The following is a 24861-nucleotide window of genomic DNA, read 5'->3' as shown; positions in this document are numbered from 1 at the left end:
GGAGCGCGTTGCGCACCATATAAGATATATCTTACGTTATATCTAGACACACACAGAGGCTCCCACCTATGCGAGACCATCCTCATCAGCGCGACGGCTTTGACCCGCGCGCAGGCCGCGGTCGCGGCCCCCGGGTGTTTGCACCCGGCGACTTGAAATTGCTGCTGCCGGCGCTGATCGCCGAGCAGCCCTGCCACGGCTACGACCTGATCCGCCAGATCGAAAGCCTGTTCGACGGCGCCTACACCCCAAGCCCCGGCGTGATCTACCCCACCCTGACCTTTCTGGAAGAAAGCGATTTGATCCAGGGCGACGCCGATGGCGGAAAAAAACGCTACACAATTACCGACGCCGGTCGTCTCTTCTTAAGCGAGCAGCAGGTGGCGTTGGACGGCGTGCGCATGCGCATCGATGTGAGCAAACGCTCATTGCGCGGCCATGACCGCCCGCCCGAAATCCACGAGGCGGTGCATAACCTGCGTCACGCCTTGCACTCGCACCACGGGCGCTGGAGCCCGGAAGAAATCGTTCGTGTCGCGGCGCTGCTCAATCGCACCGCTCAAGCCATTGCCGACGGGAAAGACCAATGAATAGCCAAGTGATCCACCGCGTAAGCCACGAAATCAAACGCCGCCGTCTTGAAGTACTGCGAGTGGTCGATATCACCCCGCGCATGCGCCGCATCACCTTGGGTGGACCTGAGCTGGCGGGGTTTGTCAGCCTGGGCAGTGACGACCACATCAAGCTGCTGTTCCCGCAGAACGCCGCCGAACAGGCCGCGCTGGAAAGCCCGACGTTCAACATCAAGGGTGACGGCCCGCAACCGGCGATGCGCGACTACACGCCACGCCGTTTCGACCTGAGCATCGGCGAGTTGGACATCGATTTTGTCCTGCATGGCGATGGCCCTGCGTCCACCTGGGCCGATCAGGTGCAGGTCGGCCAGCACCTGTATATCGGCGGGCCACGCGGCTCGATGATCGTGCCGGACATCTTCGACAGCTACCTGCTGATCGGCGATGAAACCGCCCTGCCCGCCATCGCACGGCGCCTGGAAGAGTTGCCGGCCGGGCGCACCGTACTGGCCGTGATTGAAATCGCCAACGCGGCAGAAAAGCAGGCGTTGAACAGTGCCGCGAACGTCGAAGTGATCTGGGTGATTCGTGGCCAGGACGACCTGCTGGAGACCGTGCAGAAACTGACGCTGCCAAGTGGCTCGCTGTACAGCTTTGTTGCCACTGAGACCAAGCTGTCACGCCAGGTTCGGCGGGTACTGCTGGATACGCACAAGGTCAATGAGGAGTTCCTCAAGGCCGTGGGTTACTGGCGTGCCGAAGGCAGCGAAGAAGAGTAAGCCTAGCGCGGTCCACACTGTGGGAGCGGGCTTGCTCGCGAATGCGTTGGGTCAGTCGGTACACGTGTGACTGATACACCGTATTCGCGAGCAAGCCCGCTCCCACATTTGGACCTGTGTCCACTCAGATTCGACGTGTTTTCAGGACGTTATCCAGCCCCAGCACCGTCAATGCAATCACGATGAACCCCGCCAATATCCCCCCGGCATTCACAAACACCTGTGGATAACCGAGCGCATCCACATCAATGAACGGGTACTGATACTGCCCGAGCAAATGCCCCCGCAGCAGCACATAGGCGAAGTACACCAACGGGTAGATCACCCAGGCGCCGATGTGTTTGAACCGCAGGCTGCCCTTGGGCACACACCGCCACCAGAAGATAAAAAACAGCGCCGGCATCACGTCGTGCAGCAGTTCGTCGGCGACAAATTGGAAGCCTTCGGGCTGCCACAAATGCCGCAGCAGCAGGTTGTAAGCCAGGCTCACCACCACGATGCTGACGGCGATACCGCTGCTGATTCCGGGTGCTAGAAAAAACCGCTTCGCGGCCGAATCACGCTGGACCAGGGCATAACTCAACACCACGACGACCAGAGTGTTGGTCAGCACGGTGAAGAAGCTGAAGAAGTTGATCAAGCCGCCCAGCAGGCTGGCGCCGGTGGACCAGCGCGAATAGAAAATCAGGTATTGCTGAATCGCCAGCCCCACCCAACCGGCCAGCGCCGCCATCGCGACAAAGCGCTTCACAGACTCAATCCAGCGGGCGTTTGGTGCGCATCAGCTTGACGTACAACCCTTCGACTTTTTCCCGCGCCCAGGGAGTTTTGCGCAGGAACGTGAGGCTCGACTTGATGCTCGGGTCGCTCTTGAAGCAGCGGATATCAATGCGCTCGGCCAGGCCGTCCCATTCGTAATGCTCCACTAGTGTGGTAAGGACGTGTTGCAGGGTCACGCCGTGAAGTGGGTCGTTGCTTGTCGCGGTCATGCCAGGCCTTTTGCAAAAAGAGGAAACACAGCCGCGCACCTTAGCCGACGGGGCGTACAGGTGGAAGCACCGCATTGAATATAGACCCTCGGGAAAAGTTCCCCTTTTCAGCGAAAAAAGAGATGTTATATTGTAACGATACTTATCAGATTGTTATGAAAAGTAACGTGCTCGATACCGTCTTAAGCCTGCTCTTTTTTGCCGTTTTGCCAAGGAATGTCCGATGTCCCTTTCTTCTCTGTGGCGCTTGACCCCGCTTGCCGCCGCCCTGCTGATCTGCTCCGAAGCCCACGCCCTGGAACTGCAACCTCAAGTCATCACTGGCAACCCGCTGGGCAGCGAACAACTCGCCTCGCCCACCACGGTGCTGGAAGGCGACGAGTTGACCCTGCAACAAAAAGGCAGCCTGGGTGAAACCCTCAACAAGCAGCCAGGCGTGTCCTCCTCGTACTTCGGCCCAGGCGCCAGCCGGCCGATTATCCGTGGCCAGGACGGCGACCGTATTCGCCTGTTGCGCAATGGCGTCGGCGCGCTGGATGCCTCGTCGCTGTCCTACGACCACGCCGTGCCGCTGGACCCGGTCAACGTCGACCGCATTGAAATCGTGCGCGGCCCGGCCGCACTGCTGTACGGCGGCAGTGCCATTGGTGGCGTGGTCAATACCTTCGACAACCGCATCCCCACCGAGGCCATCGAAGGCATCCACGGAGCCGGTGAATTGCGCTACGGCGGCGCCGACACCACCCGCAGCAGCGCGGGCAAGCTGGAAGCCGGCAACGGCACGTTTGCCTTGCACCTGGACGCCAATGCGCGGGAATTCAACGACCTGAAAATCCCAGGCCAGGCCCGCAGCCGCCACGCGCCGGAGAGCGACGACGCGCCCGGTAAGAATGGTCGCCTGGGCAACAGCGACGGGCGCCAGGACGGCGGCGCGGTGGGCGGTTCCTACACCTGGGACGACGGTTATGCCGGCCTGTCCTACAGCAACTACGACGCCAACTACGGCTCGCCCGCCGAGCAAGACGTGCGCATCCGCATGAAGCAGGACCACTACGCCTTCGCCTCCGAAGTGCGCAACCTGCAGGGCCCGTTCACCTCGGTAAAAGTCGATGCGGGCTACACCGACTACGAACACCGCGAAATCGAAGGCGGCGAGACTGGCACGATCTTCAAGAACAAAGGCTATGAAGCGCGCGTAGAAGCCCGTCACCAGCCTATAGGGCCGTTCAATGGCGTGGTCGGCGCGCAAGTTACCCGCAACGAATTCTCCGCCCTCGGCGAAGAAGCTTTCGTACCGCAGACCGACACCAACGCTGGCGCGCTATTTATCCTCGAAGAAATGCAGGCCACCGAACGCCTGAAACTCAGCCTCGGCGGGCGCCTGGAACACACCAGCGTCGACCCCGACGCCAAGGGCAACGAGCGTTTTGCCGGTGCCGACAAGAGCAATGATTTCACTGCCGGTAGCCTCTCGTCCGGCGCCGTGTACACCCTCACGCCCATCTGGTCCCTGGCCGCCACCCTGGGCTACACCGAGCGCGCGCCGACCTTCTACGAGCTGTACGCCAACGGCGCCCACGTCGCCACCGGCACCTACGAGTTGGGCGACGCCAACCTGAAGAAAGAAAAAGCCGTGTCCAGCGACCTGGCCCTGCGCTTTGACAACGGCACTCACAAGGGCAGCTTCGGCGTGTTCTACAGCCACTTCTCCAACTACATCGGCCTGCTGGGCAGCGGTCGCACGCTGAACGACGAGGGTGAAGAAGACGCCGGCGGCATCCCTGAGTACAAATATTCCGGTGTGCGTGCAAGGTTCGCCGGCTTCGAAGCCCAGGATCACTGGAAGCTCGGCGAAAGCGCCTACGGCAAGTTCGCCCTTGAACTGTCGGGTGACTACACCCGCGCCACCAACCTCGACACGGGCGAAGCCTTGCCACGCATCGCACCGCTGCGTGTGAACAGTGGCTTGCTGTGGGAACTGGACCGCTGGCAGGCGCGGATCGATGTTGAGCATGCCGCCGGGCAAGGCCGCGTGCCGGATAACGAAAGCGGCACCGACGGCTACACCACCCTGGGTGCCAGCGCGGGTTATCACTTCAACGTCGGCGGCAGCCAATGGCTGGCGTTTGTGAACGGTGAAAACCTGACCAACCAGACCGTGCGCTATGCCAGCTCGATCCTGCGCGACATTGCGCCGGCACCGGGGCGCAGTGTGCAGTTTGGTGTGCGCACCACCTTCTAAACCTCACTGCAGGTCCCCTGTGGGAGCGGGCTTGCTCGCGAATGCGTCGTGCCAGTCACTGATGATGTGGCTGATCCACCGCATTCGCGAGCAAGCCCGCTCCCACATTGGTTTCGCAGCGACGATTCGTCACTGTTACCAAATCTGAAATGATGCATCTTGCGATTTACCCTTTCTCTGCGCGCCCACTCCCTTTATCCTTCCCAGCAACAACCTGAAACGTTTCACGTCCCCGGTCGACCCCATCTTGCCGAATTTCCCTGCCTGCAAAGACAGCGCTGTCTCACCCCGACCTGCGCCTGGGAATAAATCGCCCGCCTGTGGATAACCACACTTATCCCCAGAAAAACCAAATAACGCTGAACCAAGCCCGTGCCGAATCGTCATCTACAGTGAAGCATGGGGTTACATAATTCCAACGTAACGGAGAAACACACTATGAGCACTGATGGTGCCTCAAGCCCAAGTCGCCTGCTGCCCAGGCTGCTAGGCGTCTTGCTGCTGATCATGGGCCTGGCCTTACTGGCCGGCGGCGTCAAGCTGAGCATGCTCGGCGGGTCGTTGTACTACCTGCTGGCCGGTATTGGCATCGCCCTGACCGGCCTGCTGCTGTTGGCTACCCATCGCGCCGCGCTGGGCCTGTACGCACTGGTGTTGTTCGCCAGCACCGTGTGGGCACTGTGGGAAGTCGGCCTGGACTGGTGGCAGTTGGTGCCGCGCCTGGCGCTGCTGTTCGCCTTGGGCATCGTCATGCTGCTGCCGTGGTTCCGTCGTCCGTTGCTGCGCACTCAACCTGCGCCATTGGGCACCGGCGCGCTGAGCATCGCCGTGGTATTGGCGGGTGCTACCGCGCTGGCCAGCCAATTCACCAACCCAGGTGAAATGGTCAAGACCGGCCAACTGGACCGCGACGCCGTACCGGGCATGGCCAGTGCTGCGCCGTCCCAGGCCGATGGCGACTGGAACTCCTATGGCCGTTCGGCCTTCGGTGATCGCTACTCGCCGCTGGCGCAGATCACCCCGGAAAACGCGCACAAACTGGTGCCAGCATGGACCTACCGCACGGGTGACATCCCTGGCCCGAACGATCCGGGTGAGACCACCGCGGAAAACACCCCGCTGAAAGTCAACGGCATGCTTTACGTGTGCACCCCGCACAGCCAAGTGATTGCCTTGGACCCGGACACCGGCAAGGAAATCTGGCGTTTCGATCCGAAGATCAGCAGCCAAGGCGCCGCGAACTTCAAGGGTTGGGCGCACATGACCTGCCGTGGCGTGTCGTATCACGATGATGCGGTGTACGCCTCCGAGCAGAGCCCGACCGGTTCCGCAAGCGCGGCCCCCGTCAGTGCCGTGTGCCCGAAACGCATCTTCGTGCCGACTGCCGATACCCGTCTGATCGCCCTCAACGCCGACACCGGCAAGATGTGCGAAGACTTCGGTGACAAAGGCCAGGTCGATCTGCGTGCCAACATCGGCAGCTTTGCCCCAGGCGGTTACTACTCCACTTCGCCACCGGCCGTGACCAAGAACCTGGTCGTGATCGGCGGCCACGTGACCGACAACGTCTCCACCGATGAGCCTAGCGGCGTGATCCGTGCGTTCGACGTGCACACCGGCAAACTGGTGTGGAACTGGGACAGCGGCAACCCGGACGACACTACCCCGTTGGCCGAGGGCAAGACCTACACTCGCAACTCGCCAAACATGTGGTCGATGTTCGCCGTGGATGAAAAACTCGGCACCCTGTACCTGCCAATGGGCAACCAGATGCCCGACCAGTACGGCGGCGACCGTACCCCGGACTCCGAGAAGTACAGCGCCGGCCTCACTGCCCTGGACATCGACAGCGGCCACGTGAAATGGACCTTCCAGTTCACTCACCACGACCTGTGGGACATGGACGTAGGCGGCCAGCCAACCCTGATCGACATCAAGACCGCTGACGGCGTGAAGCAAGCGGTGATGGCGTCGACCAAGCAAGGCAGCATCTACGTGCTCGACCGTACCAACGGCCAGCCAGTGGTGCCGATCAATGAAATTCCAGTACCGCAAGGTGCGGTGGCTGGCGATCACACCTCCCCGACTCAGCCCAAGTCCGACCTGAACTTCATGCCGCCGCCCCTCAAAGAGCGCGACATGTGGGGCGTGACGCCGTTCGACCAACTGATCTGCCGGATCGACTTCAAGTCGATGCGCTACGACGGTCCGTTCACCCCGCCATCGCTGCAAGGTTCGATCGTTTACCCAGGTAACTTCGGCGTGTTCGACTGGGGCGGCATTTCCGTCGACCCGGTACGCCAGATCGCCTTCGTGAACCCGAGCTACATGGCGTTCAAATCCAAGCTGATCCCGGCTGCCGACATTGCCAAACAAGGTCCACGTGTCAGCGAAACCGAAGGTGTACAGCCGAACAAAGGCGCGCCCTACGGCGTGATCCTCGAAGCACTGCTGTCGCCAATGGGCCTGCCGTGCCAGGCACCGGCCTGGGGTTATGTAGCGGCGGTCGACCTGACCACCCACAAAACCATCTGGATGCACAAGAACGGCACCGTGCGTGATAGCTCGCCGGTTCCAATCCCACTGACCATGGGCGTGCCTAGCCTGGGCGGTACGTTCACCACCGCCGGTGGCGTGTCGTTCCTCAGCGGTACCCTCGACCAGTACCTGCGTGCCTATGACGTGAAAAACGGCAAGCAACTGTGGGAAGGCCGCCTGCCAGCAGGCGCGCAAACCACCCCGATGACCTACACCGGTAAAGACGGCAAGCAGTACGTGCTGGTCATGGCCGGCGGTCACGGTTCCCTGGGCACCAAGCAGGGTGACTATGTGATGGCGTTCAAACTGCCGGATTAAGCGTCACTGGCAGTAATAAAAAGGCGGCGACCTGTTGAGGGTCGCCGCCTTTTTCATGTGTGACGAAGATCAAAATGTGGGAGCGGGCTTGCTCGCGAAGACGGCGTGTCAGTCACTGCAAATATTGACTGAACCACCGCATTCGCGAGCAAGCCCGCTCCCACAGGGGATCGGCGGTGTCCCCCTCAGCCTGACAGACCTCCCACAGTGAATTGCGCATGGCGTTACAGCGGCACGCGCTCGCGGCGCATCCACATTTCGAACGCCATGGCATTCAAGGGCCGGCTGATCAGGTAACCCTGGGCCGTGTCGCAGTTCCATTGCTTGAGCAGTTTCAGGCTGGGGGCAAACTCCACGCCTTCCGCGACCACTTTGAGCCCCAGGTTGTGGCTCATCTCGATGGTGGAGCGCACGATCACCCCGTCACCGCTGGTGCTGTCGAGGTTGCGTACAAAGGACTGGTCGATCTTCAACTCCTGCACCGGCAGGCGCTGCAATTGCGCCAGCGACGAATAACCGGTGCCGAAGTCATCCACCGACAGGCTGATGCCGCAGCCGCGCAATTGCTCCAACACACTGAGCGCCTGCTGGGGGTTGTGCATGATCGCGCTTTCGGTGATCTCGAAAATCAATTGCTGGGCATCCACTTTGTATTGCATCAGCAAGGCCGTGACCCGAATCGCCAGGTCATCATCGGCCAGGTCGGCCACCGAGATATTCACCGACAACTGGATAAACAACCCGCGCAGCGACCACTCGCCGATTTGGCGGATCGCCTCTTCAATCACCCACAAAGTCAGGCTGCCCATGCTACCGGTACGCTCGGCCAGAGGGATGAATTCTGCGGGCGACACTTGGCCCAATGTCGGATGCTGCCAGCGCAGCAGGGCTTCGGCTTGGCGCACGTGGCCGTGCTTGAGGTCCAGCTTGGGCTGGTAGCACAGGAACAACTCCCCCTCGACGGCGGCCCGACGCAGGTCACGAATCAAGGTGATCTGGCGCTGGTGGGCCAGGTCACGGTCCTGCTGATAAATCTGCAAATGCCCTGGCAGGCTCGCCGCGTCGTGGCGGGCGATGGCGGCGCGGCTGATCAGTTCTTCAACCTGCTGGCCATCATCGGGGTAAGCCGCGATGCCAATGCTCACTTCATGGCGCAGTTCATCGTTGCCGATGCGCTGCGGCTCGGTGAGCAACGCGTAGAGGCGGTCGGCACGCGCCACGGCGCGGTCGATCTCGGTGTTTTCCAGCAACAACAGGAACTCACTGCCGGCGATCCGTGCGGCCGTGTCGCTGGCCAGCAGGCTCATGGACAAACAGCGGCTGGCCTCGCGCAGCATTTCCTCGACGCCTTCAGGACCAAAACCTTCATTGATCACCCGGTAGTTCTCGATGCCCAGGTACAGCAACACCACCGGTCTTCGCGCACTGATCGCACTGCCCAGCCGCTCCATGGCCAGCGCACGGTTCGGCAGGCCGGTCAGCGGGTCATGCAACGCGTTGTGCGCCAACTGCCGCTCACGCACGGCGATGCCGCTTTGCATGGCATTGAACGCCCGGGCCAGCAGGCCAAACTCGTCGTGGCTGCGCACTCGCACCGGCGTGCGGTAGTCACCGGCACCGATGCGCTCGGCCGCCTGCACCAACGCGGTCAGTGGACGCGACACGCGCCGCGCCAAAAACAACGCACCGGCCAACGACACCAGCAGCACCGCCACGGCAATCCCAAGGAATTGCCGATCCAGCGGCGCAAAAGACTCCAGCGCATGGTCCAGCGGGCTCTGCAGTAACACCCGTACTTCATCGCCGTCGCCGGTGTTGTCCAACGGCAGCACTTGGCTGAGCACTCGCTCGCCGTAAAACAGACCTATCTGCGCTTCGGGGTTCACTTGTGCACCGCGCATCTGGTGGATGATGGCGGCCTGATAAGCATCGGGGTGTGTGCTGAACAACGGCCCCGGCTTGCCGTTCTGCACGCTGAGGAACGACACGTCCAGGTTGCTCATCGAGCGCAGCTCATTGGCGAACAGTGTGTCCATGGGGAAGCCCATGACGACGCGGGCGATGGGCAACGGGTCGAGCACTTCATCCTGCACCAGCAGGTACGGTTGCCCGTCCATGGCCACGATCAGCATCTGCAAACCCGTGCGTCGCGCACGGCGCAAGGCGTCGTCATAAGGGAACGACTGGCCTCGGGTAAACACCGGCAAGGTGCTGACCATGACCTTGCCGTCCATGCCCAGCACGAACACCTCGCTGGAACGAATGCCGGTGCCGTGACGACGCAAGGCCGCCAGGATCGGCACCGTGCTGCCTTCGGCCACGGCTTGTTTGAAAGGGATATCCACGGTCAGCCAGTCGAGACCGTATTGCAGGCGCCGCCCACGTAAATCCAGCAGGCGTTCGAACACCTGGCTACCGGTTTTCAATTGGACTTGCGCCTGGTTTTCCACGGCGCGGGAGGTAGCGGCCTTGACCGCGAAGTAAGTGGCGGCCACCACCACCAGCAACAACAGCGCCAGCACCCCGGCAATACGGGTTTGGAACGTGTGGCGCCACCTCATTGCAGTGCCCTCTGGCAGCGTGCGCCTCTCCCTGCCACTACGTTCCTTTTTCATTGGCTTCCCTGGCAACTGCAGACCTGGCGTCAAAAAAATATCCATTTTTATGGAATATTTGGTTTTAGCAGATTAGCTGGGAGAAAGCAGAAGTTCACCCAATAAAACCAGGGATTTCACTGTCACTTTATTGGCGACAAGGATCAGCCGCGAGCGCGCATAAAGTCCCCCCATCGCCGCACCAGGTAGTTGTGCTCATCCATGACCGAGTTCCACACGGCGATATGGCCCATGCGCTGCTCGTAGGAGCCACCGTCGCGCACTTCGCCAATATCGATCAGTGGCAAACCATCGCTGCCCAGCAGTTCTTCCCGCGCAGGTTTGCCCGCGTACCAATAATCCCATTCGGCGCTGCTGAGGTGATCGCGGCTGCGCGCCGGGTTGCCGATGTAATAGCCCTGGCGCGCCATCACCGCGCCGGGCCAGCCGGACAGCCACCAGTTGAGGTAGGCATACGCCGCATCAAGCACCGGGCCCTTTGCATGGCGCGACAGCGACAAACCACCAAACCAGGCACGATAACCTTCACGTGGTACTGCCAGGCGGTATTTCACGCCGGCGCGGTGCAGGCGCATCAGGGCCGGCGACCACAGGCTCTGGATATCGACGCTGGGGCTGAGCATCAATTGCGCGGCCTCTTCGTCATCCGACCAGAACGCCGCGAAGTGCCCTTCCTTCTGTTTGCGCACCAGGATGTCGGCAAGCACATCGATCTCTTCGATGCTCATGTTGCCGATGTCGTTGAACTGCGCCAGCCCCGCACCCTGCAAGGCCAGTGCAGCGTCCAGGGCGCCGATGGCGGCGTCACTCTGCAACGCGGTGCGGGCACTCCAGGCCGGGTCCAGCAACCAGCCCCAGCTTTCATTGCCGTGGCAAAAACCTTCGGGCAAACGCTCGGGACGGTAGGCGAAGCTGTCGGCGTTGTGGGTCAGCGGCAGCATGCTGATGCGGTCGGTAACCGTGCTGCCCAGGCTGCCATCGTGCTGCACGAACAGGCGTTCGCTGGGCACGCTGCCGCTGCCGAGACAGTCGTTGGGTGACAAGCGCCCGCGCTTGGGCAGGTCATTGATCTCGTGCCACAGCGCGATGCGCCGGGTGTCGATAGGCTGGATCGCCCGCGCCGGCCACACAAAGTCGACGTTGTGGAACCACTGGTCGTACAGGTCATAACTGTCAGGTTGCATCACCGCGATGCGCTGGGCCTGTTCGACGTCGTGCACCTGGTACACCAGGCGAATGCCCAGTTCTTGCTCGGCCCGCACGCGCAAGCATTCCAGCAAGGTCACGGAAGTGCCAAGGACACGCAAAGTGATCATGCGGCGAACCGCCGCGAGAACACTTCAAACGAGCGGCGCAATTGCGCCGGGTCGAGCCCGCGCAGGATAAACACCAGCCGCGATTGGCGGTCACTGCCCGGCCACGCAGGCAGATGGACCGGGGCATGCAGGCAGTGCTGCACGCCATGAATGACGATGGGAGCGTTACTGGCGTTCACGTTGAGCAGTCCTTTGACACGAAGGATTCGTTCGCCATGGCATCTTAACAGCATCGACAACCACACCCCGAAACCCACCCAGTCCAACGGTTGGTCAAAGGTCAGGCAGCAGACTTGCGCGGCGCCATGGGTGGTCGCAGTGGGTTGATGCAGCTGCCAGCGGCTGACTTCAACCGCCGGCTCGGCACTGCGCAACCCTTCACCGAGCAGCAGTTGATCGCCGCTGTGGATGTCATGGGTATCGAGGATCGGCGTACCGGCGTTGAGAGCCTGCAAGTGCGCGCGCAATGGCGCGCAGTCACCTGCCAGGTCGGTCTTGCTCAGCAGCAGGCGGTCTGCTGCCGCGACCTGCGCCAGCCATTCCGGGTGCAGGCGTTCTTGCAGCGCCGCGTGGCTGGCGTCCACCAAGGTGATCACCAGGCCGATATGAAAACGCCCGCGCAGTTGCACGTCGTTGTTCAGGGTCGCAAGGATCGGCGCCGGGTCGGCCAGGCCGGTGGTCTCCAGGATCACGCGCTTGAACGCAGGAATCTCACCGCGTTCGCGGCGTTGCAGCAGACCGAGCAGCGTGTCTTTGAGCTCGCCACGGATCGAGCAACATACGCACCCGCTGGGCAGCAGCACGGTGTCCGGCGCGACTTCTTCCACCAGCAGGTGGTCGATGCCGACGTCGCCGAACTCATTGATCAGCAACGCCGTGTCGCCCAGGCTTTCACCTTGCAATAGGCGCTTGAGCAAGGTGGTCTTCCCACTGCCGAGGAAGCCGGTGATGACGTTGAGGGCGATGCTCATGGGGTTGACTCCAAGTGATCCAGCAACTGCGGATCGAGCGGGTCCAACGGGCGGCCGAGCATGGTTTCGGCGGCCTGCCAGAGTTGATCCAGGCCGCTGGCCAGTGCCTGTTTGCCGGTGGCGCCCAATAGCAGGTAAGAGGCGCCTTGGAAGTCCTCGACCTTGAGCCGGAACACCGCCAGCACCTGGTTGATCGCCGCGATCCGGCGCAAGCGTTCGCGGCGCCGGGGCAACTCATCACCCAGGGGGTCGCTCCAGTGCAGGTCTTCGCCGAGCAGCCCGCAGAGTCCGCACATGGCTACACCTCACTCATGGCATGACATCGCCCGAGTTGGGGCCCAGGGTCTGGCCAACGAACAGGTTGCCACCCGGCTCGCTTGCCAACAGCACGGCGGTGGGTGCCACTTCATCGGCCAAGCCGAATCGGCATAGGGGCAACTCCTTGGCTTTGGCGCGTTTCCAGTCGTCGCTGATGCCGCCCACCAAGGGTGTTTCAATCGGGCCAGGGGCGATGGCGTTGACCAGTACGTTGTCCTTGGCAACTTCCAGGGCCAGGGACTTGGTAAACCCGATCACCCCGGCCTTGGCGGCGGCGTAATGGGTGAGTTCGGCGCCGCCCTTGATACCAAGTTGCGAGGCCACGTTAATGATCCGCCCCCAGCGCTGCGCGAGCATGTGCGGCAGGGCGCGCTGGCTGGCGATGAACACGCTGGTGAGGTCGACGCGCAGCATGTCGTTCCACATCTCGAGGGTGAGATCGATGCAGCGCGCCTGGGTGAGCATGCCGGCGTTGTTGACCAGAATGTCGATGCCGCCGAACTGTTCGACGCATTTATCCACACTGGCCTGGGCGCCTTCGACAGTGCCCACATCGCCCAGGCACTCGTGAACTTCGGCGCCGAGGTTGCGGCAGGTGATCGCGGTTTCGGCGAGGCTGGCGGCGTTGCGGTCGGCCAGCACCAGGCGTGCGCCCTCAGCGGCGTAGGCGCGGGCGATGGCGGCACCGATGCCGCTGCCGGCACCGGTGATCACAGCGCGGCGGTTAGAAAGTTGAGGCATGTAAATTCTCCTGGATCAAACACAAGTCCAATGTGGGAGCGGGCTTGCTCGCGAATGCGGTGTTTCAGTCACAATAAACTTATCTGACCCACCGCTTTCGCGAGCAAGCCCGCTCCCACATTTGGATTGGGTACACCCGTTAATCCGGCCAGCGCACGGTCAGGCCGCCATCGATGACGATGCTTTGCCCGGTCAAATAACTCGACGCCTCACTGGTCAAGAACTGCACCAACGACGCCACTTCATCCGCCCGCCCTACCCGCCCCAGCGGGATCGCCCGCGCGGCCTTGGCCAAGCCTTCCGGCCCCAACGAGTTCTTCGCATCCAGCGACTGCGGCGTCTCGATCAACCCCGGGATCACCGCATTGCAACGAATGCCCAACGGCGCCAATTCCACCGCCAACGACCGGCACAACCCCGGCACACCGGCCTTGGCCGCCGCGTAATGGCTGTGCTCCTGCCAGCCATACACGCCGCCGGCAATCGAAGATATCGCCACCAGCGCGCCGCCTTCACTCATATGCCGGGTGGCCGCGCGGAAGGTGCGCATCACCCCCGTCAGGTCGACATTGAGCATCTCGTCCCACAGCGCATCGGTCATTTCCAGCAGCGGCGCACGGCGCAGTAAACCGGCGTTGGCCACGGCGTAATCCAGGCGGCCGAAGTGCTGCACGGCTTGATCGGCCAATGCGTCTACCGAAGCAGTATTGCCCACGTCCAGCGGCAACATCAGGCACTCGCCGCCGGCGTCTTCCACCAGGGCCACGGTGGTGTGCGGGTCATGAGGATCGGCCGGGTAATACCCGCCGACCACCGCCACCCCATTGCGGGCATAGGCCACGGCGAGGGCTTGGCCGATGCCACTGGCGGCACCGGTAATCAAGGCAACTTTACGGCTCATCAAAGACTCCTTACTGAACGGTTTCCGGACGCACATGGCGAGCGGCAAACATCAACATGCCGGACAAGAAGCACGGCACCGCACCGAACCACAGCGCGGCGGTCTGCCAGTCACTGCCGGCCGACAACACTTGGGTCGCGCCGAAGCCTGCAACCACGGCGCCAATCGGGCCCATCGCGTGGATGATTGCGCCGCCGGTGGCGCGGATGCTGGTGGGGAAACTTTCACTGATAAAGAACAATGCCGCCGAGTACGGGCCGATCAGGAAGAACAGCCCCAGGCTGTACAACCCGACCACCATCGCCATATTGCTCGGGCCAAACAGCATGCCGGCGAACGACAACCCGCCGAGCATCCACCCCAGGCCAATCACGTTGCGACGGCCGATCTTGTCGCCCATCCAACCGTGGCTGAGGTAACCGCAGTAACCCACCAGGTTCGACAGCACGAGGATGATCAGCGAGTTTTCGAACGAGATGTGGTGCACGCTGACGATCACCGATGTGCCCAACACGCTGAACACCTGGATCGCCGCCCAATTGAGCAGCAACGCAGCGCCGATCACCAAGGTGGCGCGACGGGCTGGGCCACGGAACGCAGCCTTGAGGCCAGCCTTGCTGTGTTCGTCGTAGTCCACGCCGTAGGTCACGGCGACGTTTTGCGCTTCTTTCACCGCGCCGCTTTTACGCAGCTCGCTGATGCGCTGGTGGATCTGGAACTGCGGGCTCTCCTTGAGCTTGCGCGCCATGATCGCGATCACAATCGCCGGGATGGCGGCGAAAATGAAGCAGCCCTGCCAACCGATGATCGGCAACAACAGTGCGGTCAAACCCGCAGCGATCAACGCGCCAACCGGCCAGCCGCCCTGCACCAGGCTGTAGATGAAACCACGGCGTTTGGTCAGGCGCGGGTCTTGCGAAGCACCGTACAGCTCACTCAAATACGTGGCGTTAACGGTTTCCTCGGCATACCCCAGGCCGCCCAACGAACGGATCAGAATCAGCGGCGACTTGCCCCACGCCCCGCCAATCGCCGTCAGCGCCGAACACAGCGCGGAACCGGCCACGGTGAAGATGATGCCTTTGCGTCGCCCCAATTTATCGACCACAGGGCCAATGGCGAAGGCAACCACGGCGGTGCCCACCGCCACCCAGGTCGCGATCTCGGCTTGCTCCACTTCACCCCAGCCAAAGTGCCGGCCGATCTCCGGCAACAACGTGCCGAACAGGATGAAGTCATACACCGCAAACACCCAGGCGAAAAACGCGATCCAGGTGGCGAAGCGCACTTCCTGGGACGTCAGTTGCCGGGGTTTCCAGCCAGTCAGGTCAAGCTTGTTGTAGATGGACATGGGTCGCGCCTCAGGGATGGGGGGCTGTTTTCAGGGGTCAGGTACGCGGTTGCCGGCGGATGAAGTCATCGGCGATTTCGTCAAAGGTGACGAAGCGCACACCAGCGTGGCTCTGGATGTGTTCGATCAACCGCTCAAGCATCAACAGCACTTGCGGGCGGCCGGAAACATCGGGGTGGATGGTCATGGTGAACACCGCGTGTTCGTGTTCGCGGTAGACCCAGTCGAACTGGTCGCGCCACATTTCTTCGAGGTGACGCGGGTTGACGAAACCGTGGCTGTTGGGGGCTTTCTTGATGAACATCATCGGCGGCAGGTCGTCCAGGTACCAGTTGGCCGGGATCTCCACCAGGTCGGTTTCTTCGCCGCGCACCAGGGGTTTCATCCAGGTGTCGGGGTGCTGGCTGTAGTCGATCTTGGTCCAGGTGTCGCCCTTGCGTACGTAGTAGGGGTGGAAGTCGTTGTGCATCAGGCTGTGGTCGTACTTGATGCCTTTTTTCAGCAGCAGTTCGTTGGTGACCTTGCTGAATTCCCACCACGGTGCAACGTAGCCGGTCGGTCGCTTGCCGGTGACTTGGGTGATCAGCTCGATGGATTTATCGAGGACGATCTCTTCCTGCTCGGCGGTCATCGCGATCGGGTTTTCGTGGCTGTAACCGTGCACGCCGATTTCATGGCCAGCGTCGGCCACGGCCTTCATTTGTTCGGGGAAGGTTTCCATCGAATGGCCGGGGATAAACCAGGTGGTTCGCAGGCCGTAGCGCTCGAACAATTTGAGCAGGCGCGGCGCGCCGACCTCACCGGCGAACAGGCCGCGGGAGATGTCGTCCGGCGAGTCTTCGCCGCCGTAGGAACCGAGCCAGCCGGCGACGGCGTCAACGTCGACGCCAAATGCACAAAGGATGTCTTTAGCCATGGTGTGTCTCCTTAAACGTTAAGTACGGATTCGACGGACAACGCCGCGCGCAGCAAGCGAGCGTCTTCCCCCGTCGGGGCGCTGAGCAGCAACCCGGTGGGCAGGCCCTGGGCATCGCGGCCGCTGGGCAGGGTCACGCCGGGCATGTCGAGCAAACTGCCGGGCATGGTCAGGCGCAGGGTGGCGAGGTTGGTTTTGACGAAGAGGTCGTCGTCGGCTTCCAGCGGCGCCAAGGCGGGCGCAACGTGGGCGACGGTCGGGGTGATCAGGATTGCACCGTCGAGGTCATCGACCAGCTGCTGTTGCAGGCGGCGGCGGGCATCGACCAAGTGCAGCAGTTGGCTCGCTGGCAGCGCACGCGCCGCTTCGAGACGACGCCGTACACGCGGGTCGAGTTGCTCAGCGTCGGGGCTGTCGAGCAGCGCTTCGTGCAGGGCAAAGGCTTCGAAAGAGCCGAGCCAGCCATGGTCCTTGATCAATGCCAGGGTGGCTTCGAAGGTCGGGCACTCGCGCTCTTCGATCAGCGCGCCTTGGGCCTTTAGCTGCTCCACTGCGCGCAGCAGGTTATTGCGCACGGCAGGTTCGACCTCTTGTTGCGCCAGCACGAAGCGCTGGCCCTTGAGGCTGCGGGCGCTGTGGGTTTGGCGACGACCATTGAGCAAGTCGTCGATGGCCAGGGCGTCGCGCACACTGCGGGTCAGCGGGCCGAGGCTGTCGAGCGTGTGAGCCAAAGGAAATACGCCGTCGCGGCTGTAGCGTCGACTGCTGCTGCGATAGCCCACCACACCATTGAGCGCCGCAGGGATGCGGATTGAACCGGCGGTGTCGGTGCCCATGGCAATCGGTACGATGCCAGCGGCCACGGCAACCGCCGACCCCGATGAGGACCCGCCGGGAATGCGCGCCTGATCACTGCTGCTAGGGTTGAACGGGGTGCCGAAATGCGGGTTCAGGCCCAGGCCGGAATAGGCCAGTTCGCTGAGGTTGGTCTTGCCAACGCTTACCATCCCGGCACGGCATAACAGGCCGACGCTGGGCGCATCCAGCAACGCGGCGGGCGCATTGCGGCGATAGGCGGCGCCAGCTGTGGTGACGCTGCCGGCCACATCGAACAGGTCCTTCCAGGCCAGCGGCACTCCATCGAACACGCTCAAGGGTTGACCAGCGCGCCAGCGGGCGGCAGCGGCCTCGGCCTCACGGCGAGCGCGCTCGGCGGTCAGGGAGATAAACACGCTGGGGGCCATGCTCGCGTGGACGAGCGCCTGTTCGAGGGCTTGCACCGGGTCGCTGCGACCGCTGGCGAAATCCTCGGCCATGGAAGTGGCGTCTGACATCGGGATGACCCTCACAAAACGTACATATTAATAAAATGTACATTTTACAAAGGCAGGTTTCGTGCCAGTCTCAATAGCGGCGTTTCTGCATGCAACGGGTTTTTAACCCAGAGCTACGGGATAGATGGTTTTGATCGTGGGAAAAATATCTTGCCCAGAAGCCGACAAGGGCCTTCAATGAAATAATGTATCTTTTATTAATAAGTACATTTTGGTGCAGAAAAGTAACATTCCTACATTCAGAGCCCCAAAAAAGTGCCATCGATGTGGCGCAGGGTGACAGGCGCAACTTATGAGAGAATCCCCGGTCACCGTCCTACAAGCCCCTGAGAAAGTGATGAAAGCAGTGTCCGCCTCGGCCTCCCGTTACGCGATGATTCACCAAGTGTTGCGTGACGCGATCGTCAACGGCACCGCCCGCCATGGCTTGGTGTTGCTGGAAGCACCCCTGGCCGAATTGTTCGGCACCAGCCGCGTGCCGGTGCGCAAGGCGCTGGACCTGCTGCATGCCGAAGGCTTGATCTGCCGCTTCAACGGCCGGGGTTACCTGATCAACCCTGAAGGCCTGGCGATGGAACCGTTGCGCCTGCCCTTGAGCCACGCCCACCTTGGCTTGAATGGTGAAGATGAGTTGGTGGACACGCGACCACTGGGCGAACGCATCGTCGAGGAGATCGGCGCAGCGCTGTCCACGTGCATTGCTTTCGGCCATTACCGCCTGGATGAACAAGCTGCCGCCGACCACTATGGCGTCAGCCGTGCTGTGGTGCGTGAAGCGCTGATGCGTTTGCGTGATCGCGGCTTGGTGGAAAAAGAGCCCTATTCCCAATGGCTGGCCGGGCCTTTGACTGCGCGGGAAGTGACCGAAGACTACGAGTTGCGCGCCTGCCTGGAACCCGAAGCCCTGCGCCAGAGCGCACCGAACCTTGACCGCGAACTGCTCGAGGCCATGTTGCAACGGGTGCTCGACGCCCAGGACAGCCCTCATTGCAGCCTGGAGGCTATCGAGCAGATCGAGGAGGACTTGCACCAACGCTGCCTGGCCGGCCTGCAGAACCGCAAGATCGCCGCGTTGATCCGCCAAGGCCAGAGCCCGATGATCATCAGCCGGATTTTCTATCGTTTGTTGGGGATCGGTGCTGATCCGGCGATGTTGGCCGAACATCGGTTGATTCTGGAGCTGTTGCTGCATGGCGCGTTTGATGCGGCGGCGTTGAATTTGCGCGAGCATTTGCAACGGGCCCGGCAGCGCATGTTGCAGCGTTTGAAGGTGTTGTCGGTGCTTCCAGAACAACCCCTTCCCAGCTATCTGCATAAAATCAGCTGAATTCATGCAATTTGTTACTAACAACCCCAGACCATTGAAACCACCACTGCCCCGCCCCATCTAACCTGCATACTTCCTTATGCAGGTGCCCCATGAGCGACCAGCAAGCCTTCCCTGATTACGACCTGAACGACTACGCCGACCCCGAAAACGCCGAATCCACTTCATCAAATACCGGCCTGGCGTTACCTGGGCAGAACCTGCCGGACAAGGTCTACATCATCCCAATCCACAATCGGCCGTTCTTCCCGGCGCAAGTGTTGCCGGTGATCGTCAATGAAGAGCCATGGGCCGAGACGCTTGAGCTGGTGAGCAAATCCGACCACCACTCCCTGGCGCTGTTTTTCATGGAGACGCCGCCCGAAGACCCGCGCCACTTCGACACCTCCGCCCTGCCGCTGTACGGCACCTTGGTGAAGGTGCACCACGCCAGCCGCGAGAACGGCAAGCTGCAATTTGTGGCCCAGGGCCTGACCCGCGTACGCATCAAGACCTGGCTCAAGCACCACCGCCCACCGTACCTGGTGGAGGTCGAATACCCGCACCAGCCTTCCGAGCCGACCGACGAGGTCAAGGCCTACGGCATGGCGCTGATCAATGCGATCAAGGAACTGCTGCCGCTCAACCCGCTGTACAGCGAAGAGTTGAAAAACTACCTCAACCGCTTCAGCCCCAATGACCCGTCGCCACTTACCGACTTCGCCGCCGCGTTGACTTCGGCGACAGGCAACGAGTTGCAGGAAGTGCTGGACTGCGTGCCCATGCTCAAGCGCATGGAAAAAGTGCTGCCGATGCTGCGCAAGGAAGTTGAAGTCGCGCGCCTGCAAAAAGAAATCTCCGCCGAAGTGAACCGCAAGATCGGTGAGCATCAGCGCGAGTTTTTCCTCAAGGAACAGCTCAAGGTCATCCAGCAGGAACTGGGGCTGACCAAGGACGACCGCAGCGCCGACGTCGAGCAGTTCGAACAACGCCTGCAAGGCAAAGTGCTGCCGGCCCAGGCGCAAAAGCGTATCGATGAAGAACTGAACAAACTGTCGATCCTGGAAACCGGCTCGCCGGAATACGCGGTCACGCGCAATTACCTGGACTGGGCCACCTCGGTGCCATGGGGCGTGTATGGTGAAGACAAACTCGACCTGAAACACGCACGCAAGGTGCTGGATAAACACCACGCGGGCCTGGACGACATCAAGAGCCGCATCCTCGAATTCCTGGCGGTGGGCGCCTATAAAGGCGAGGTCGCCGGCTCCATCGTCTTGCTGGTGGGCCCGCCGGGCGTGGGCAAGACCAGCGTAGGTAAATCCATTGCCGAATCCCTAGGACGGCCATTCTATCGGTTCAGCGTCGGCGGCATGCGTGACGAGGCCGAGATCAAGGGCCACCGCCGCACCTACATCGGCGCCTTGCCCGGCAAGCTGGTGCAGGCGCTCAAGGATGTGGAGGTGATGAACCCGGTGATCATGCTCGACGAGATCGACAAGATGGGCCAAAGCTTCCAGGGCGACCCAGCGTCGGCCTTGCTGGAAACCCTGGACCCGGAACAGAACGTCGAATTCCTCGATCACTACCTGGACCTGCGCATGGACCTGTCCAAAGTCCTGTTCGTGTGCACCGCCAACACCCTGGATTCGATCCCCGGCCCGTTGCTGGACCGTATGGAAGTGATTCGCCTGTCGGGCTATATCACCGAAGAAAAAGTCGCGATCGCCAAGCGTCACCTGTGGCCAAAACAGCTGGAAAAAGCCGGTGTGGCAAAAACCAGCCTGACCATCAGCGACGGCGCGTTGCGTGCATTGATCGACGGTTATGCGCGCGAAGCCGGCGTACGCCAGCTGGAGAAACAACTGGGCAAACTGGTGCGCAAGGCCGTGGTCAAGTTGCTGGATGAGCCGGACTCGGTGATCAAGATTGGCAACAAAGACCTGGAAAGCTCCTTGGGGATGCCGGTGTTCCGCAATGAACAAGTGCTGTCCGGCACCGGCGTGATCACCGGCCTGGCCTGGACCAGCATGGGCGGCGCGACGTTGCCGATCGAGGCGACGCGCATCCATACGCTCAATCGCGGCTTCAAGCTCACCGGGCAGCTGGGTGAAGTGATGAAGGAATCCGCCGAAATCGCCTACAGCTACATCAGCTCGAACCTGAAGTCGTTCGGCGGTGATCCGAAGTTCTTCGACGAAGCCTTCGTACACTTGCACGTGCCGGAAGGGGCCACGCCAAAAGACGGCCCAAGTGCAGGTGTGACGATGGCCAGTGCGCTGTTGTCGCTGGCGCGTAACCAGCCACCGAAAAAGGGCGTGGCCATGACCGGCGAGCTGACGTTGACCGGTCATGTGCTGCCGATTGGTGGGGTGCGTGAAAAGGTGATCGCGGCGCGGCGTCAGAAGATTCATGAGCTGATCCTGCCGGAGCCAAACCGTGGCAGCTTTGAGGAATTGCCGGAGTACCTCAAGGAAGGCATGACCGTGCACTTTGCCAAGCGGTTCGCGGATGTGGCCAAAGTGCTGTTCTGATAGCCATGCAGTGGCTGGGCTGGCCCTTTCGCGAGCAAGCCGGCTCCCACATTTGACCGAGTACAGCCTTTGGAATGCGGTCAAGTGTGGGAGCGGGCTTGCTCGCGAAGGGGTCAGCCCAATCAACACAAAATCCAGCTCTGTCACACCTTGTCTCATCTTCGGTTATGCTCGCCGTTCGTCGCGAATGAACGGAGCCCCCATGACCGCTGCCCGCCTGCTTCTCCCCTTGAGCCTTGCCCTGCTGGCTGCGTGCGCCAGTGCGCCGAAGCAAAACGTCACCGTGGAAAACCAGAGCGCCTGCCCGCTTGTGCTTAAAACCGGGCAAAACCTGATCCTTACCCTGCCCAGCAACCCCACCACCGGCTACCGTTGGGCCATCCAGGATTCTGCCGGCGGCGTGCTGCGCGCGCTGAGCCCTGAGGTCTACAGCAGCTCGGAATCCGGCGTGATCGGTGGCGGCGGCCAGTCCACCTGGCGCTTCCAGGCCTTCGCGGCAGGCAATGGTCGACTTCGGGTCACCTCCCAGCAACCTTGGGAGCCAGAAGCCGAGCCTGCCGAAACCTTCGACTGCGCCATTACGGTGAATTGATATGCCATGGCTGATTCTTGCGTTGATGGGCGCCGGCACGTTTATCTACGGCCTGACCACCCATGCCACATTGCTGTGCCTGCTGGTCAAGCCGTTGCCGGTGCTGGCGTTGTTGGGCTGGCTGCATGATGCGCCGCCCACCGACTATCGACGCTGGATCAGCCTGGGGCTGATTTTTTCATTGGTCGGCGATGTGTTGCTTGCCTGGCCAGGCGACCTGTTCATCTTTGGGCTCGGCGCCTTCTTGTTTGCGCACCTGGCCTACCTCAAGGCCTATCTCAGCGACTGTCGCCGCTTGGCGCTCCTGCCGTTGTTGCTGGCGCTGGGCGTGGGCGCGATTCTGTTGAGCATCCTGATCTCCCACGGCCTAGGCGACCTGCTGATTCCGGTGGTGGTGTATGCGCTAGTGATCAGCACCATGCTTTGGCGTGCGTTGGCACGGTTGGGCAGCCAAGTGCCAAAGCGCTCCGCGTTGTTGGCGGCGGCGGGCGCAGCCTCGTTTGTGTTTTCTGACACGCTGATCGGCATCAACCGATTCGTGCTGGCGTTCGATGCGGCGCCCTATTTATTGATCGTCACCTACTGGCTGGGCCAATGGGGTATCACGGCGTCTGCTTTCTATCAGACAACCCGCGCACACGAGGACCAACTTGGCTAAAATGCCGGCCTTTCCCACATCACTGCCGGAACAACCGTGAGCAAAGAACCCGATCGCCTATTCGCCCAGCCCCTGAACCAGGTGCCGGACTTCGCCTTTAACGAGGACGTGGTGCGGGTGTTCCCCGACATGATCAAGCGCTCGGTGCCGGGCTACCCGACGATTGTCGAAAACCTCGGCGTACTCGCGGCGCAGTTTGCCCAACCCAACAGTGTGCTCTACGACCTCGGCTCATCCCTCGGCGCCGTGACCCAAGCCTTGCGCCGCCATGTGCGCACCGACGGCTGCCGGGTGATCGCGGTGGATAACTCGACGGCGATGGTCGAGCGCTGCCGTGAGTACCTCAATGGCCAGGACTCGATGTTCCAGGAGCTGCTGCCGGTCGACGTGATCGAGGGCGATATCCTCGCGCTGCAGTTCCAACCGGCCTCGGTGGTGGCGCTGAACTTCACGCTGCAATTCATCGCACCCGATGAGCGCCTGGCGTTGCTCGCACGCATCCGCCAATCGTTGTTGCCGGGCGGTGCGTTGATCCTCTCGGAAAAGCTGCGCTTCAACGATGCCGAAGAGCACGCGTTGCTCACCGATTTACATATCGCGTTCAAACGCGCCAACGGCTACAGCGAACTGGAAATTGCCCAGAAACGTAGCGCCATCGAAAACGTGATGAAACCCGACAGCCTCGAAGAACACAGCGAACGCCTGCTGGCGGCGGGTTTTTCGAAAGTCGTGCCGTGGTTCCAATGTCTTAACTTTGCCTCGTTGATTGCCTTGCCATGATTGATCTGTCCCCCCTCGCCCGCCATTTGGTCGGCACTCCCTTGGCCGTGTGGGCCCAGGGCCTGCAAGCGCAACTCGATAGCAAGATGGAAAAAGGCCATGGCGACCTGGAGCGCTGGCAGAGTGCGTTGGATGCGCTGCCGAAGATCCAGCCCAGCGAAGTCGACCTGCTGAATGGCCTGACACTTGACACCGATTGCGACGACAGCACCCGCACACAAATGCACACCGCGTTGATGGGCCTGAGCCCATGGCGCAAAGGCCCGTTCCATCTCTTCGGCGTGCACGTCGATACCGAATGGCGCTCGGATTGGAAGTGGTCACGGGTAGCACCGCACCTGAACTTGAAGGGCAAGCGCATCCTCGACGTCGGTTGCGGCAACGGATACTACATGTGGCGCATGCTCGGCGCCGGCGCCGACAGCGTGATTGGCGTGGACCCGAACTGGTTGTTTTTCTGCCAGTTCCAGGCCGTGCAGCGTTACCTGTCGGAACCGAAAGCCTGGCATCTGCCATTCCCGTTCGAAGACTTGCCGGCGAATCTGGAAGGCTTCGACACCGTGTTTTCCATGGGTGTGTTCTACCACCGTCGCTCGCCCATCGAGCATTTGCTGGCGCTGAAGGACACCTTGGTGAAGGGCGGAGAGCTGGTACTCGAAACCCTGGTGGTCGAAGGTGATCAACAGCAAGTGCTAGTACCGGAAGACCGCTATGCACAGATGCGCAACGTGTGGTTCCTGCCCTCGGTGCCGGCGTTGATGCTGTGGCTGCGGCGCGCGGGGTTCAGTGATGTGCGGTGTGTGGACGTGAGCGTCACGACTGTGGAAGAACAACGGGGTACGGAGTGGATGAAGTATCAGTCCCTCAGTGATTTCCTCGATCCAGAGGACCACAGCAAAACCATCGAAGGCCTACCGGCGCCGATGCGGGCGGTGATTATCGCCAAGAAGTAACGCTGAGCTCTCCCTGAAGAAACAAAGATCAAAATGTGGGAGCGGGCTTGCTCGCGAATGCGGTGGATCAGTCACCCTATACTTGGCTGACACACCGTATTCGCGAGCAAGCCCGCTCCCACATTTGCTCCCCT

At 61.6% G+C, this 24861-nt stretch carries 21 protein-coding genes; 10 read left to right on the top strand and 11 right to left on the bottom strand.

Annotation, left to right across the window (positions count from 1 at the left end; all coding sequences use genetic code 11):
• Window positions 1-68: 68 nt before the first annotated feature.
• Both HF257_RS10390 and HF257_RS10385 read left to right on the top strand, forming a co-directional pair.
• A complete protein-coding gene (locus HF257_RS10390; RefSeq protein ID WP_185707668.1) occupies window positions 69-590 on the top strand; it encodes a PadR family transcriptional regulator in 522 nt (173 codons plus the stop codon).
• Window positions 587-1354 carry a siderophore-interacting protein gene (locus tag HF257_RS10385; RefSeq protein WP_185707670.1) on the top strand — a complete coding sequence of 256 codons (768 nt, stop codon included), beginning with the start codon at window positions 587-589 and terminating at the stop codon, window positions 1352-1354. The genes HF257_RS10390 and HF257_RS10385 overlap by 4 nt, the downstream gene beginning before the upstream one ends.
• 124 nt (window positions 1355-1478) lie before the next feature.
• Here the strand turns inward: HF257_RS10385 and HF257_RS10380 are convergent, their stop codons facing one another.
• Complete coding sequence (locus HF257_RS10380) at window positions 1479-2105, bottom strand: Pr6Pr family membrane protein (RefSeq protein ID WP_185707672.1); 627 nt, start codon at window positions 2103-2105, stop codon at window positions 1479-1481.
• Between the two features lie 4 nt (window positions 2106-2109).
• The gene (locus HF257_RS10375; protein ID WP_017738479.1) at window positions 2110-2343 is read right to left on the bottom strand and encodes a VF530 family protein; all 234 of its coding nucleotides are present in this window, start codon (window positions 2341-2343) and stop codon (window positions 2110-2112) included.
• Window positions 2344-2566: 223 nt separating this feature from the next.
• On the opposite strand from HF257_RS10375, the gene HF257_RS10370 reads away from it, so the two are divergent.
• Both HF257_RS10370 and HF257_RS10365 read left to right on the top strand, forming a co-directional pair.
• The gene (locus tag HF257_RS10370; RefSeq protein WP_185707674.1) at window positions 2567-4585 is read left to right on the top strand and encodes a TonB-dependent receptor; all 2019 of its coding nucleotides are present in this window, start codon (window positions 2567-2569) and stop codon (window positions 4583-4585) included.
• A gap of 438 nt (window positions 4586-5023) precedes the next feature.
• Entirely contained in the window at window positions 5024-7441 is a 2418-nt protein-coding gene (locus HF257_RS10365) for a glucose/quinate/shikimate family membrane-bound PQQ-dependent dehydrogenase (protein ID WP_185707676.1), read from the top strand.
• Window positions 7442-7665: 224 nt separating this feature from the next.
• On the opposite strand, the gene HF257_RS10360 is transcribed toward HF257_RS10365, so the two are convergent.
• The 9 genes from HF257_RS10360 to HF257_RS10320 form a co-directional block, all read right to left on the bottom strand.
• The gene (locus tag HF257_RS10360) at window positions 7666-10002 is read right to left on the bottom strand and encodes a putative bifunctional diguanylate cyclase/phosphodiesterase (protein ID WP_185707679.1); all 2337 of its coding nucleotides are present in this window, start codon (window positions 10000-10002) and stop codon (window positions 7666-7668) included.
• A gap of 197 nt (window positions 10003-10199) precedes the next feature.
• Complete coding sequence (locus HF257_RS10355; RefSeq protein ID WP_185707681.1) at window positions 10200-11372, bottom strand: ABC transporter substrate-binding protein; 1173 nt, start codon at window positions 11370-11372, stop codon at window positions 10200-10202.
• Window positions 11369-12343 carry a CobW family GTP-binding protein gene (locus tag HF257_RS10350; protein WP_185712077.1) on the bottom strand — a complete coding sequence of 325 codons (975 nt, stop codon included), beginning with the start codon at window positions 12341-12343 and terminating at the stop codon, window positions 11369-11371. Before HF257_RS10350 ends, HF257_RS10355 begins: the two co-directional genes overlap by 4 nt.
• Entirely contained in the window at window positions 12340-12639 is a 300-nt protein-coding gene (locus HF257_RS10345; protein ID WP_185707685.1) for a hypothetical protein, read from the bottom strand. Before HF257_RS10345 ends, HF257_RS10350 begins: the two co-directional genes overlap by 4 nt.
• Before the next feature lie 13 nt (window positions 12640-12652).
• Entirely contained in the window at window positions 12653-13402 is a 750-nt protein-coding gene (locus HF257_RS10340; RefSeq protein ID WP_185707687.1) for an SDR family NAD(P)-dependent oxidoreductase, read from the bottom strand.
• Window positions 13403-13541: 139 nt separating this feature from the next.
• Window positions 13542-14303 carry an SDR family NAD(P)-dependent oxidoreductase gene (locus HF257_RS10335; RefSeq protein WP_185707689.1) on the bottom strand — a complete coding sequence of 254 codons (762 nt, stop codon included), beginning with the start codon at window positions 14301-14303 and terminating at the stop codon, window positions 13542-13544.
• A gap of 10 nt (window positions 14304-14313) precedes the next feature.
• Entirely contained in the window at window positions 14314-15654 is a 1341-nt protein-coding gene (locus tag HF257_RS10330; protein WP_185707691.1) for an MFS transporter, read from the bottom strand.
• A 37-nt stretch (window positions 15655-15691) separates the two neighbouring features.
• Window positions 15692-16570, bottom strand: a complete 879-nt coding sequence (locus tag HF257_RS10325) for a polysaccharide deacetylase family protein (RefSeq protein ID WP_065906905.1) — start codon at window positions 16568-16570, stop codon at window positions 15692-15694.
• An 11-nt stretch (window positions 16571-16581) separates the two neighbouring features.
• Window positions 16582-17904 (bottom strand): amidase, encoded by a 1323-nt coding sequence (locus HF257_RS10320; RefSeq protein ID WP_185707693.1) that lies wholly within the window; start codon window positions 17902-17904, stop codon window positions 16582-16584.
• 337 nt (window positions 17905-18241) lie between these two features.
• On the opposite strand from HF257_RS10320, the gene HF257_RS10315 reads away from it, so the two are divergent.
• From HF257_RS10315 to cmoB, 6 genes are all read left to right on the top strand, one after another.
• The gene (locus tag HF257_RS10315) at window positions 18242-19231 is read left to right on the top strand and encodes a GntR family transcriptional regulator (RefSeq protein ID WP_185707695.1); all 990 of its coding nucleotides are present in this window, start codon (window positions 18242-18244) and stop codon (window positions 19229-19231) included.
• 92 nt (window positions 19232-19323) lie between these two features.
• Window positions 19324-21744 carry an endopeptidase La gene (lon, locus tag HF257_RS10310; protein ID WP_185707697.1) on the top strand — a complete coding sequence of 807 codons (2421 nt, stop codon included), beginning with the start codon at window positions 19324-19326 and terminating at the stop codon, window positions 21742-21744.
• Window positions 21745-21946: 202 nt separating this feature from the next.
• Window positions 21947-22336, top strand: a complete 390-nt coding sequence (locus HF257_RS10305; protein WP_185707699.1) for a protease inhibitor I42 family protein — start codon at window positions 21947-21949, stop codon at window positions 22334-22336.
• A gap of 1 nt (window position 22337) precedes the next feature.
• Window positions 22338-22994: a lysoplasmalogenase gene (locus HF257_RS10300; RefSeq protein ID WP_185707701.1), complete on the top strand. Its 657-nt coding sequence runs from the start codon at window positions 22338-22340 to the stop codon at window positions 22992-22994.
• Window positions 22995-23030: 36 nt separating this feature from the next.
• Complete coding sequence (gene cmoA, locus HF257_RS10295; RefSeq protein ID WP_185707703.1) at window positions 23031-23774, top strand: carboxy-S-adenosyl-L-methionine synthase CmoA; 744 nt, start codon at window positions 23031-23033, stop codon at window positions 23772-23774.
• Window positions 23771-24727: a tRNA 5-methoxyuridine(34)/uridine 5-oxyacetic acid(34) synthase CmoB gene (cmoB, locus tag HF257_RS10290; protein WP_185707705.1), complete on the top strand. Its 957-nt coding sequence runs from the start codon at window positions 23771-23773 to the stop codon at window positions 24725-24727. The genes cmoA and cmoB overlap by 4 nt, the downstream gene beginning before the upstream one ends.
• Window positions 24728-24861: the final 134 nt, after the last annotated feature.

Source organism: Pseudomonas cremoris (assembly GCF_014230465.1).
Note: the sequence above shows the minus strand (reverse complement) of the source record. Positions and strands in the feature narration are given on the sequence as shown.